A 12,974-nucleotide genomic window follows, 5' to 3' on the forward strand; every position below is an offset into this window, starting at 1 on the left:
TTGATTGTATGAACGTACAGTTTCTTAACGTAACGGTTTAAGATAAAGCTCTTCCAAGTTTTTGGAATAGAAAGGAGGCTTACAGTACATTTAATCAAAATAAGGATTTAAGTGGACGAGAACATCAGCTACTTCTTTATGTTCAGCCATTAATGTTTGTTTTAATTTCTTTGCGATATCATGCCCTGCTTTAACAGAAATAGACGGATCAACGGCTACTTTAATATCAATGATGATATAACTGCCATGTGTTCGAGCATAAAGTTGATCGATAACTAAAACGCCTTCAATAGAATGAATGGTCTCGATATATTTTTTTGTCTCATCTTTTGTAAGAACTTTTTCTAACATAATAGTAGACGATTCTTTTACTAAATCATAACCAACTTTAATAACGATGATTGAGACTAAGATACCCGCAACAGCATCCCCATAGACAAGTAGCGGTAATTGTAACGTATCACTTAGCATGGCTGCACTGACACCAAGCAATGCAGCGATTGAAGATAATGAATCAGAACGGTGGTGCCAGGCATCACTTATGAGTGCTGCACTATTATATTTTTTACCGACGTAATATTTATACTGAAATAATAACTCTTTCATTATAACTGAAATAATTAAAATGATGAGTGCTATTCTTGTTGGTGCTTTTGGCATGTCACCTAAAAAAACTTTAAAAGAAGAAATACTCATTTCAATACCGACAACAATTAAAATAAGAGCGATAATATTAGAAGCTATATTTTCCGCTTTTCCATGACCATATGGATGTTCCTCATCAGGCGGCTTGTTCGCAATACGCACACCGAATAGGACAATAACGGAACTAATAATATCTGAAGCAGAATGAATGGCATCTGCAATCAACGCTTTACTACCTGAAAGGAAACCACCGATTCCTTTTAAAATCGTTAACATGACATTTACGGTAATTCCTATCCATGTAGCGAAGACAATTTTTTTTGTGTTTTTTTTCACATTATTTCACCGCCTATTTAAGCTAATTTAATCGTATCAGATGTTATAGAGGTGGGTCTAGAGCAATGTTATTAGCTTTGTTAAAGATACTATTGTTGAGTCAAGTCTTTTTCCTAAAGCCAAAATATAATCTCCGTTACTCCACACGACTCAAATTATTTGATAAAATATATTTGTTAATTAGATGTCAATCAGTATGTATGCATGTTTGGAAATAAGTTTATTTCAATGTATAGTGTGGCATAACGAGCATTTACGTTATGAACCATCATTCCCCAGGTTATGGGTGGTTTATAACATGATGAGGAATAAGTTTTGACGATATGGTGATATTTCGCTAATCTTAATAGAAAGAAGATAGGGGGAACGTTATGATGAAACGAATAGAGTTAGAAGAAGTTCAACAAACATTAAATACGTTTTTACATAAAGATATTTATATTCATTTAGAGACGACGAATGGGGCGTATGCGAGCCATTTTAATGAGTCTATTAATGTCGGTGTATTTATTCGTAATGCAAATGTTTTTTGTACACAAGGAAAGATTGTTAAGGATAAAGCACATTATCGTGTTGGATTAAAGACGAAAAATGGCTGGATTTATGCTGAAGGGTTAACACATTGGGAAATTTACGAAGACAAACAGCTCCTTATGGCAGGGCATGATACAGAAGGACGCTTACTCGTTGCACTCCAATTAAGTGAAACACCATTTAAATAATAAAAGAAAGGAATGTCACTATATGAATAAAGAGAAGCATGTTGTTGTGATTTATCCTCATCCTGATGATGAATCATTTGGTGCGGCAGGTACGATTACCCAATTTCGTAAACAAGGTGTTCCAGTAACATATTTATGCGGCACACTCGGTGAAATGGGACGTAATATGGGAAATCCAATTATTGCTAACCGGGAGACAGTACCTGAAATACGGAAAAAGGAACTTATCAATGCATGCAAATTGTTAGATATAGATCTTCATTTATTAGGTTATCGTGACAAAACATTAGAATTTGAAGATGTTACTGAAGTGGCACTACATATTAAGTCTCTTCTAGAAAAGTTACAACCAAGTTTAGTTATTACCCATTATCCAGATCATGCTGTTCACCCAGATCATAATGCGTTAGGAAGAGCGGCTATCGAGGCAGTTCGATTAATGGATGAGAACTTACGTCCGACAGTGTGGGCACAAGCCATTACAAATACAGCATATGAAGATTTAGGCAAACCCGATATCGTTTATGATGTGGAACCGTATTTCGATCAAAAAATGGCAGCGATTCAAGCACATAAAACACAAGCTAGTGGTATTTTAAGCGGTTTTAAACGTAAAGATAAATCAAATGAGTCATTACGTGAAATAGCGTTAGAGCGACTAGGTAAAGAAGCGTTTTATATTTGGGATTTTAAATCATAACGATACCATACGGAGGGATATTTATGTTACAGCGTGGCTTATTATCCATTTTCCTCAATGCTATTGCCTTAATACTCGTATCGAATATATTTGATTCATTTCATTTGGAAGGCTTTGGCACAGCTTTATTGGCAAGTTTCATTTTAGCTGCCTTAAACACAGTTGTAAAACCGATTCTCATTATTTTGACGTTACCGATTACGGTCATTAGTCTTGGATTATTTCTATTTGTGATTAATGCTCTTACACTCATGATTACTCAAAGTGTGATGGGACCTTCATTTGTTATTGAAGGCTTTGGTACAGCGATTATTGCAGCAATCATTCTTTCTATTATTAATCTCATTTTAAGTAAATTTGTAAAAGATACATTACGGTATTAAAAGGGGTATAAAGTCAATGACATATGAATTAACGTATTTATGCTATGAATATATTTTAGCTAAGCCTACCACATAGGGGGAAATAAAATTGGCAATTGTACGGACAAAAGATTTGATCGAACATTTTAATTTAACAGTCGTTGCTGGTAAAGATGGATTACATAGAGAAATCAAAGAAAGTGATATTTCCCGACCTGGTATTGAATTGACTGGTTATTTTAAATATTACCCAAAGGAAAGATTACAATTAATTGGTAAAACAGAAATGGCATATTTTTTAGACTTGCCGCTTTATGAACAAAGAAATCGTGCGAATCGTTTATGTACAGATGTAACGCCAGGCATCGTCATATCGAGAGGAATGGAAGTACCGATACCAATTATTGAGGCGGCGAATCGTTCTGGTGTTCCAGTCATCCGGTCTATTCGTAAGACGACGCGCGTGATTAGCCGATTAACAAATTATTTAGAAACTAAACTAGCACCACAAACTGCGATTCACGGTGTGCTCGTTGATATTCATGGTGTTGGTGTTCTGATTACAGGTAAGAGTGGTATAGGAAAGAGTGAAACAGCTTTAGAACTCGTAAAAAGAGGCCATCAATTAGTTGCTGATGATAGTGTAGAAATTCGTCAAGCTGATTATGATACATTAATTGGTAACCCACCACCATTAATTGAATATTTATTAGAAATACGTGGCTTAGGCATTATTAATGTGATGACATTATTCGGGGCAGGTTCAGTCCGTAAGTTTAAGAAAATATCATTTATAGCTCATTTAGAACAGTGGGATGAAACGAAACAATATGATCGTCTAGGGCTAGAACACCAAAAAATGAAAATTATGGATGTTGAATTGCCTATGGTGACGATACCTGTTCGTCCAGGAAGAAACTTGGCAGTCATTATCGAAGTTGCAGCGATGAACTTTCGTCTTAAAAGGATGGGAGTTAACGCAGCAAAAGACTTTACCGATAAACTTAGCCACGTTATAGAAGAAAAAGGTAAAGAAAATTTTGAATAGGAGTGTTGTCATGACGTGTGATGCACCAACATTAAACCGTGTGTTTATCCAAATTGGTTCAAAAGAAATATACTGGTATGGCGTTATTATCGCCTTTGGATTACTGTTAGGATTAATTTTAGCAACTAGGGAAGCAGATCGTTTAGGGTTAAAAAAAGATTTAATGGTCGATCTCGTCGTATTTGCCATTCCTGTCTCTATTTTGTTTGCTCGTATGTATTACGTTATTTTTCAATGGGAACAATACGCATCTGCCTCGTGGTGGAAAATATTTGCCATTTGGGAAGGTGGTCTCGCCATTCACGGCGCATTAATCGGTGCTGTTTTGACTGCAATAATATTCGCTAAAGTTAAAAACGTATCCTTTTGGCAGCTTGCTGATATTGCTGCTCCGAGTCTCATACTTGGACAAGCAATAGGGCGATGGGGTAATTTTATGAATCAGGAAGCACATGGAGGTCCGATTTCAGAAGCGACCTATGAAAGTTTCCATCAGTATTTACCGGATTTCATTATGAATCAAATGTGTATTAACGGCGTAATGTATCATCCGACATTTCTTTATGAATCTGTATGGAATTTACTCGTTTTTGGCTTTTTATTATGGTTCAGACGAAAAAATCCATTACGTGGAACTATGTTCTTAAGTTATTTAATCGCTTATTCAATCGGGCGCTTTTTCATCGAACAGATGCGGACAGATAGTCTTTACACATTATTTGGTCATTTTCGAACAGCACAAGTTATTTCTCTACTCTTGATTATCGGTTCAATGATATTAATGATTTATCGTAAAAAATCAGGTCATGTCAAGTGTCATTATGATGGTAAAAAAGTAGCGAGATCATAGCTTGTCGTTCAGCTGTAACTTTAGTTTATTTGAATATTAGTGTCGTCATTTTATTAATCGCGATCTTAGTCTAAGATTTAACATAACATATGTATGAAGAAAGGGCATGATTCATGAAAATCGAATCCATTTTATTTGATTTAGACGGAACATTAATTAATACAAACGAGCTTATTATCGAGTCTTTTAAGTATACGTTTGATAAATACGGATTAAATTTCACGTTAGAAGAAATCAAATCATTTAACGGTCCACCGCTTTTTGAAACATTTAATAAAATTGATCCTGAAAAAGCTGAAGAAATGATGGCTGTTTATAGAGAGCATAATCTTAGCCACCATGATGATTATGTAACGGCTTTTCCAAATGTGATTGAGACAATTGCAGCATTGAAAAATGCCGATATAAACTTGGCTATCGTAACAAACAAAATGGGAAAAGGTGTGAAAATGGGACTAGATTTAACTGGGTTAGATCAATATTTTGATACGGTAATTACTTTAGGAGACGTAAAACATGGCAAACCACATCCTGAACCATTAATTAAAGCGATGCAGCTTCTAAATGCTAATCCAAAAACGACTTTAATGGTCGGTGATAATTATCATGATATTGAAGCGGGACATCGTGCTGGTGTCATGACGGCAGGAGTAAGTTGGTCTCATAAAGGGAGAGCATTTTTAGAAAGTTATCGCCCGACATACATCATCGACGATATGAAGGAATTGTTAGAGATCATTGGAGGTTAATTTATGCGTAAGACGAAGCGATATTCTGTGAAAGGGTCAAATTCATTATGGCAAATTTATCGTACCGTTTCGTTTTGGAAAGTTTTCAAAAATGTTATCGTCATCTTCATTGCTAGATATATGCCTTTTTTAAGTGTGAAAAATTGGTTATATCGTACCTTTTTACGGATGCACGTTGGTAAAAAGACAGCTTTCGCTTTAATGGTCGTTCCTGATATTATGTTTCCAGAAAAAATTTCTGTCGGTTCAAATACGATTATTGGCTATAATTCAACGATTCTCGCACATGAATATTTAATTGATGAATATAGACTCGGTGATGTGAAAATTGGTAGCAATGTGATGATTGGAGCAAATACGACGATTTTACCAGGTGTAACAATAGGAGATGGAGCTGTTGTATCAGCAGCAACACTTGTCCATAAAGATGTTCCGGCTGGAGCCTTTGTAGGTGGCAATCCGATGCAACTTATTTATACAAAAGAGGAAATGGAAGCACGCCAAAGGAATAAATAAGCATTTCTTTGAGTGAAAAGAAAGGGTGCGATTCAATTGCAAATACCAACGGGGATTTTACCAGCCATCCGAAGAATGAAAGACTTTGAAGAAGCCTTACAGACAACGTCAAAATATGTTATTTTTTTAGAAACGAAATTATCACAATTAACTCAACTTGTTCGACATGCTAGACGTTGTCGTAAAAAGGTATTAATCCATTTTGATCTTATTCAAGGTTTAAAAGCTGATGAACATGGTATGGAATTTCTTATTCACGTGATTAAACCTGATGGTGTTTTATCAACGCGTGGCAATGTGATACAACTCGCAAAGAAGCATCACCTATTAGCTATTCAGCGCATGTTTTTACTTGATAGTCTCGCCTTAAAAAATAATATAAAACTCGTTAAACGGTCACAGCCTGACTGTATTGAAGTCCTACCTGGGCTTGTGCCAACTATGATTCAAATGGTCCAGAAAGAAACAGGATTACCAATCATTGCTGGCGGATTAATTCGCCAGCAAGAGGATATTACAACTGCTCTTAAAGCCGGAGCTATTGCTGTATCAACGTCAGAACGCCATTTATGGCAGTAGCTGTATGAATTCTTTTGTTTGAATAGAAACTTATGTTATACTATATTTATCAAGTAAATATAAATGGTCGGAGAAATGGAGAAACCGCAAATATACTAATTGAGTAAAGTTAGTATATTTTGCGGTTTTTATTTTTCCTAAAATATGTAAAATTTAAATCGATAGGAGATAGTAAGATGAGCACAATGATAAGAGATGACATGTTAAGTCAATTAAAAAGCGAAGAGCAACTTGATTTATTAGTAATAGGTGGGGGAATTACAGGTGCAGGTATTGTATTAGATGCAACAACAAGAGGGTTAAAAACTGCTGTTGTTGATATGCAGGATTTTGCTGCTGGAACATCAAGTCGTTCAACAAAGTTAGTACATGGCGGATTACGTTACTTGAAAGGACTTGAATTTAAACTTGTAGCTGAAGTAGGAAAAGAACGCGAAGTCGTCTATGAAAATGGGCCACATGTCACAACATCAGAATGGATGATGCTCCCTTTTCATAAAGGTGGAACATTCGGACCGTTAACAACAAATATCGGTTTACGTTTATATGATACATTAGCAGGTGTTAAAAAAAGTGAGCGGCGAAAAATGCTCAGCCGGGAAGAAACATTAGCTAAGGAACCGCTTTTAAAAGAGTCAGGATTAAAGGGGGCAGGCTACTATGTTGAGTATAAAACGGATGATGCACGTTTAACGATTGAGGTAATAAAGAAAGCTGTCGAACATGGTGCAATTGCCGTCAATTATTTAAAAGTGACTGATTTTATTTATGAAAATGGAAAAGTCGTCGGTGTCCATGTTATTGACTTATTAACAAATGAGACGGATGAAATTTATGCTAAAAAAATAATTAATGCTTGTGGTCCATGGGTAGATGATTTACGAGAACTTGACAAATCGAAAAAAGGGAAACACTTATATATTACGAAAGGGGTTCATCTCGTTTTCTCAAATCGTGTATTTCCATTACAACAAGCGATCTATTTTGATGCACCTGATGGCCGAATGATTTTTGCCATCCCACGTGATAGTAAAACTTATGTAGGTACGACTGATACGCCATTTGAAGGAAATCTTGCTCAGCCGACGGCAACGGCTGAGGATCGTGATTACATTCTCCATGCCATACATGAAATGTTCCCAACGCTTCATTTAACTGCGGCAGATGTAGAATCAAGTTGGGCTGGTGTACGACCATTGATTGCTGAAGATGGAAAGAATCCTGATGAAATTTCCCGTAAAGATGAAATTTTTTATTCTGATTCTGGTCTACTATCAATCGCTGGTGGAAAACTAACCGGTTATCGAAAAATGGCTGAACAAATCGTCGATATTGTAGTAAAGCAATTGAAAGAAGAAGAAGGCATATTATATTCAAGCTCTATAACAAAAGATTTACCGCTTGCAGGTGGAGAAGTGGGCGGGTCAAAAGGTTTTCAAGCTTTTAAAATACAAGCTATCAAAGAAGCTGTTCAAGTAGGAATAAGTGACAAGGATGCCGCGAGACTTGTTAAGCGATATGGTACAAATGTTTATCGAATCGTCGACCTATATAAAAAAGAAAAGGGTTCACAATCAAGTGAAGCGATAGATCCACTCGTTTTAGCAGAACTAACTTATAGTATTTACAATGAATGGGTTTGTCGTCCAATCGATTTCTTTATTAGAAGAACCAGCGCGCTATTTTTCGATATTGATTGGGTACGAGAGCATAAACAATCCGTATGTGAACATATGGCGAAAGTCTTTCGATGGACAACAGAAGAACATCGAAAAGCTGTTAGTGAATTAGAAGATGCAATACAAGATGCCGTGCAATTTTTGTAAAAAGAATAAAAGAGAGCTGTCAAGTAAGCAGAGAAATGGTTTCTCATTTTCTCTGCTTAAGTTATTTAATAATGTTTAGGGGATATGTATGAAGTAACTGTATGTATTACAAAATATCGCTAACTAACGAGAAAGAATAAATGATTCATCATGTGACTAAATTCATAGGTTGTTTTATATGATTAACGTCTCCTGTTTTGCATATATGACATGAAAGATGATATTTTTTATAAAATGTTATTAGAGTGCTCTAGATGAATCTAACTATTCGTCGAAATAAAGCTAGATATGTTATAATTTGTACGGTGCAAATTATGAAAAGAGATTGGGGTTATTATGCAAGAATCAATTAAGAAACAAAAGTTAAACAATGTTATCCCTTTTGTTCCTGAAGGAGATTTTTATTTTTCGCATGGTGTGAAAGCATTTAAAAAGAGAAAGTTCGACAATGCATTAAAATGGATTCAAAGAGCTGTAGAGAAGTCACCAGATGATCCATTATATCAATGCCAAATGTCTATTATATATACTGAAATTGGCTTGTTTCATAAAGCGAATGAAGTTCTAACGAATGTATTAAAGACAGCGAATGAACAATATAGTGACTGTTTTTATTTATTGGCGAATAATTATGCCCACCTCGGTTTATTATCTGATGCTAGAAAATATGCAGAAACATATTTGGAGCAAGAACCAGATGGTGACTTCGCTGATGAGGCTGAAGAATTGTTAGAAATCATTGACTTAGAAGAACAAGATGATTGGCTATTAGATGATGAAGATGAATTAATTATTTATCAAGAAACAGCCTTTTTTTATATGGAGACAATGAATTGGAAAAAGGCTCTACCTATTTTAGAAGAAATGTTGCTTCTTTTTCCCGACCATCAACAAGCAAAACATGATTATGCACAAGCTTTATTTTTTTTAGGAGAAAAAGAGGCTGCATATCAAGTCGAATGGGCAGAATTAGAAAAAAACCCATCTTCTTTAAATAGTGTGACAAATTTAGCTTTATTTTATTATATAGATAAACGACAATCGGAATATGAATCACTCATTCGTGCATTACTAAATATATACCCGATGCATGACCATCAAAAGTTAAGATTAGCCACCGTACTTGGACGAACTGGCTACTATGAAACAGCTTATAACCGTTTTCGAATGATTAATAAAGAAGCAGTAAAAGGACATCTATCATATTATAGATGGTACAGTTACACTCTTTATCATCTTGGAAAGAAAGATAAGGCTTTAACAATTTGGAAAGAAGGATGTAAGAAACATCCAATGATGTTAAAAGAAGTACATCCATGGGATAGATGAGCAAATAGATAGACGAAATGTGTTAATTCTTATACGCTTAGATTAACAGTAATAAAATAGAAAGTGAGCTGATCGTAATGGCTGAAGAAAGAATGTACGATGTTGTCATTGCAGGAGTAGGTCCAGCAGGTATGACAGCGGCTGTATATGCCTCTCGTGCAAATTTAGACACATTAATGATTGAAAGAGGTATTCCGGGTGGGCAAGTTGCTAATACAGAAGATGTCGAAAACTACCCTGGATTCGATCATATACTTGGACCAGATTTATCGAATAAAATGTTTGAACATGCTAAGAAATTCGGAGCGGAATATGCATACGGAGATATTTCAGAAGTTGTTGATCATGGGGATTATAAAGTCGTAAAGACGGCCGATCAAGAATATAAAACAAGAGCAGTAATCATTGCAACTGGTGCAGAGCAAAAGAAACTCGGTATCCCTGGTGAAGAAGAATTTGTGGGACGCGGTGTTTCGTATTGTGCCGTTTGTGATGGTGCCTTTTTCAAAGATAAAGAACTCGCTGTCATCGGTGGTGGAGATTCCGCAGTTGAAGAGGGCATTTATTTAACAAAATTTGCTAAGAAGGTAACAATTATTCACCGCCGTGATGAACTAAGAGCACAAAAGATTATTCAAGAACGTGCCTTTAATAATGATAAAATTGATTTTATTTGGAATACAGAAGTTGAGAAGATTAATGGACCAGATGGTAAGGTAAGTAACTTATCATTAGTTAATCGCGAAACAGGAGAAAAATCAACGTTTGATGTCGATGGTGTGTTCATTTACATCGGGACGATTCCTTTAAGTGAACCGTTTAAATCACTTGATATTACAAATGATGAAGGATATATCCCAACAAACGAAGAAATGGAAACAAAAATTCCAGGCATTTATGCAGCTGGTGATGTTCGTGAGAAAAAACTTCGTCAAATTGTTACTGCGACCGGAGACGGAAGTATTGCAGCTGAAGCAGCAATTGCTTATGTTGAGGAAATGAAGGAAAAGGAAAAAGCAGCAACAACAAAATAAATAGAAAATGAGACTTGGACAAAATCATTTTTAATCTTCCATAAAGTATACAGAGAATGATAATGCGTTATACGCTCTTGATTAGTCTAGGACTGTTATTCATTGTCTGCCCTTTTCTTAAAGTAATTTCAATTTAACGCCTTTGTAACACAGGCGAAACAAATATCTCATATAATGAGATTAATAATGACCCCCCTTTTTAATTATAAGATATATTTTTTTAGCACAGATTTCTCTCTCATCTGTGCTTTTTTTTGTTTGAAAATAGGTCGACCTAAAGCTACTTCAGAAAATTGGTATGTCCCTGATATTCATTGTATACTATATTATACATATGTTTTTTTATAGTACTTAATGCATATTCATAAGATAACGGCTATTAAAGTAGCGATAGAAAGGAGAGTATGCATGACAAAACAACGAAGTGAGACAAAATTAGTCATTATCACTGGCATGTCCGGTGCTGGAAAAACAGTGGCCATACAAAGTTTTGAAGACTTAGGTTATTATTGTGTTGATAATTTACCACCAACATTATTACCTAAATTTCTTGAGCTAATGAAAGACTCTACAAATACGATTCAAAAAGTTGCTCTTGTTATCGACTTACGAGCGCGTGAATTTTTTGATAGCTTATTCGACTCTTTAGACGCCTTAAGTGATGAGGAATCTTTTGATGAACATATATTGTTTTTAGATGCGGAAGATGAGCAACTCGTCAGCCGTTATAAAGAAACAAGGCGGTCTCATCCATTAGCTGTCGGTGATTTACCATTAAAAGGAATCCAACAAGAACGGCTTTTATTAGATGAGTTAAAAGGGCGTGCCCAGCATATAATCGATACAACGAATTTAAAACCGAAAGAGCTCCGTGAGAAAATTTTAAAAACATATAGCGAAGAAGAACAAGAAGTATTTTCAGTTCATATGCTATCATTCGGATTTAAATATGGATTACCAATTGATGCTGATTTAGTTTTCGACGTACGGTTTTTGCCAAATCCGCATTACGTCCCAAATTTGCAACCATTAACAGGATTAAATGCTGATGTATCATCCTATGTTTTTAAATGGTCTGATACACAGAAATTCCAAGAGAAAGTATTAGATTTACTTGAGTTTATGCTCCCGTTATATAAAAAGGAAGGAAAATCTCAGCTTGTTATCGCAATTGGATGTACGGGAGGACAACATCGCTCAGTTGCATTATCCGAGTATTTCGCTAAAGTCCTTTCGCAAGATTATATAACACATATTACACATCGTGATATAGATAAACGGAAGGGACAGTAGGCCAATGAGTACAATTCAAAATCCCCCCCGGATTGTTGTGATTGGTGGCGGGACAGGCATGCCCGTTTTATTACGTGGCTTAAAGAATAAGCCGATTGATTTAACAGCGTTAGTGACAGTAGCTGATGATGGTGGGAGCACAGGAAGGTTACGTCAAGAAATCGATATGCCTGCACCAGGTGATATTAGAAATGTCATTGCAGCGATGTCAGATGTTGAACCAATATTAATTGATTTATTTCAGTACCGTTTTTCAATTGATAACGGTTTATCTGGTCATTCGTTGGGTAATTTACTATTGGCGGCGATGGCTTCTGTTACAGGCGATTTTTATACGGGTGTTAAAGAGTTATCTCGCGTATTTGGAGTAAAAGGAAAGATTTATCCTATTTCTAATGAGAATTTACAACTCCATGCGCAAATGACTGATGGAACGATTGTTTCAGGTGAGTCAAACATTCCATTAGCACGTAAAAAAATAAAGCGTATCTTTTTAACACCAGAACATGTTCAACCATTTCCGTATGCTGTTGAAGCAATTAAAGAAGCAGACCTTGTCGTTATTTCACCTGGAAGTCTTTATACGAGTATATTACCGAATTTAATCATTCCAGGAATCGATAAAGCACTTCAAAAGACAAGCGCTAAGGTCGTATACGTTTGTAATGTGATGACACAATTAGGTGAAACGACGAATTATACCGCAGCTGATCATGCACAAGCTATAAACGATCATATAGGTGATAACTGTATAGATGCTATTATTGTCCATAATGAAGCTATTAGTAAAGAAGTACGCGATCGATATGCATTAGAGCAAGCAGCACCAGTTTTATTAGATCGAAATCGATTAATCGATATGGGAATTGAAGTGATAGAAGGTGATATTATAACGCATCAATATGAAACAGTCCGTCATGATACGGAAAAAATTTCTACATTATTACATTCATTAGTTGTTAAGAAATAAAAAGAAGGAGGGAGC

The 12,974-nt window shown here is 35.6% G+C and carries 14 protein-coding genes; 13 read left to right on the forward strand and 1 reads right to left on the reverse strand.

Annotated elements, in window-relative coordinates:
* Positions 1 to 90: 90 nt before the first annotated feature.
* Positions 91 to 981, reverse strand: a complete 891-nt coding sequence (locus HNQ35_RS01965; protein ID WP_146934400.1) for a cation diffusion facilitator family transporter — start codon at positions 979 to 981, stop codon at positions 91 to 93.
* Between the two features lie 374 nt (positions 982 to 1,355).
* Between HNQ35_RS01965 and HNQ35_RS01970 the strand changes: the two genes are divergently transcribed.
* From HNQ35_RS01970 to mgfK, 13 genes are all read left to right on the forward strand, one after another.
* Positions 1,356 to 1,703, forward strand: a complete 348-nt coding sequence (locus HNQ35_RS01970) for a YojF family protein (protein ID WP_146934427.1) — start codon at positions 1,356 to 1,358, stop codon at positions 1,701 to 1,703.
* 22 nt (positions 1,704 to 1,725) lie between these two features.
* Positions 1,726 to 2,403 (forward strand): bacillithiol biosynthesis deacetylase BshB2, encoded by a 678-nt coding sequence (gene bshB2 / locus HNQ35_RS01975; RefSeq protein ID WP_146934397.1) that lies wholly within the window; start codon positions 1,726 to 1,728, stop codon positions 2,401 to 2,403.
* Positions 2,404 to 2,426: 23 nt separating this feature from the next.
* Positions 2,427 to 2,786 carry a phage holin family protein gene (locus HNQ35_RS01980; RefSeq protein ID WP_146934394.1) on the forward strand — a complete coding sequence of 120 codons (360 nt, stop codon included), beginning with the start codon at positions 2,427 to 2,429 and terminating at the stop codon, positions 2,784 to 2,786.
* A gap of 88 nt (positions 2,787 to 2,874) precedes the next feature.
* The gene (hprK, locus tag HNQ35_RS01985) at positions 2,875 to 3,813 is read left to right on the forward strand and encodes an HPr(Ser) kinase/phosphatase (RefSeq protein WP_146934391.1); all 939 of its coding nucleotides are present in this window, start codon (positions 2,875 to 2,877) and stop codon (positions 3,811 to 3,813) included.
* 10 nt (positions 3,814 to 3,823) lie between these two features.
* The gene (lgt, locus tag HNQ35_RS01990) at positions 3,824 to 4,663 is read left to right on the forward strand and encodes a prolipoprotein diacylglyceryl transferase (RefSeq protein ID WP_146934388.1); all 840 of its coding nucleotides are present in this window, start codon (positions 3,824 to 3,826) and stop codon (positions 4,661 to 4,663) included.
* Between the two features lie 113 nt (positions 4,664 to 4,776).
* Positions 4,777 to 5,412: a pyrophosphatase PpaX gene (gene ppaX, locus HNQ35_RS01995; RefSeq protein ID WP_146934385.1), complete on the forward strand. Its 636-nt coding sequence runs from the start codon at positions 4,777 to 4,779 to the stop codon at positions 5,410 to 5,412.
* A 3-nt stretch (positions 5,413 to 5,415) separates the two neighbouring features.
* Positions 5,416 to 5,928 carry an acyltransferase gene (locus tag HNQ35_RS02000; protein WP_146934382.1) on the forward strand — a complete coding sequence of 171 codons (513 nt, stop codon included), beginning with the start codon at positions 5,416 to 5,418 and terminating at the stop codon, positions 5,926 to 5,928.
* A 36-nt stretch (positions 5,929 to 5,964) separates the two neighbouring features.
* Positions 5,965 to 6,507, forward strand: coding sequence for a glycerol-3-phosphate responsive antiterminator (locus HNQ35_RS02005; RefSeq protein ID WP_146934378.1), 543 nt, complete (start codon positions 5,965 to 5,967; stop codon positions 6,505 to 6,507).
* Between the two features lie 176 nt (positions 6,508 to 6,683).
* Entirely contained in the window at positions 6,684 to 8,333 is a 1,650-nt protein-coding gene (locus tag HNQ35_RS02010; RefSeq protein WP_183330114.1) for a glycerol-3-phosphate dehydrogenase/oxidase, read from the forward strand.
* Positions 8,334 to 8,669: 336 nt separating this feature from the next.
* Complete coding sequence (locus HNQ35_RS02015) at positions 8,670 to 9,662, forward strand: tetratricopeptide repeat protein (protein ID WP_146934371.1); 993 nt, start codon at positions 8,670 to 8,672, stop codon at positions 9,660 to 9,662.
* A 77-nt stretch (positions 9,663 to 9,739) separates the two neighbouring features.
* Positions 9,740 to 10,696 carry a thioredoxin-disulfide reductase gene (gene trxB, locus HNQ35_RS02020; protein WP_146934368.1) on the forward strand — a complete coding sequence of 319 codons (957 nt, stop codon included), beginning with the start codon at positions 9,740 to 9,742 and terminating at the stop codon, positions 10,694 to 10,696.
* Positions 10,697 to 11,104: 408 nt separating this feature from the next.
* Complete coding sequence (rapZ, locus tag HNQ35_RS02025) at positions 11,105 to 11,989, forward strand: RNase adapter RapZ (RefSeq protein ID WP_146934365.1); 885 nt, start codon at positions 11,105 to 11,107, stop codon at positions 11,987 to 11,989.
* A gap of 4 nt (positions 11,990 to 11,993) precedes the next feature.
* Positions 11,994 to 12,959, forward strand: a complete 966-nt coding sequence (gene mgfK, locus HNQ35_RS02030; protein WP_146934362.1) for a gluconeogenesis morphogenetic factor MgfK — start codon at positions 11,994 to 11,996, stop codon at positions 12,957 to 12,959.
* The last annotated feature ends 15 nt before the right edge of the window (positions 12,960 to 12,974 follow it).

It is taken from the genome of Cerasibacillus quisquiliarum, from assembly GCF_014202495.1.
GTDB lineage: Bacteria > Bacillota > Bacilli > Bacillales > Amphibacillaceae > Cerasibacillus > Cerasibacillus quisquiliarum.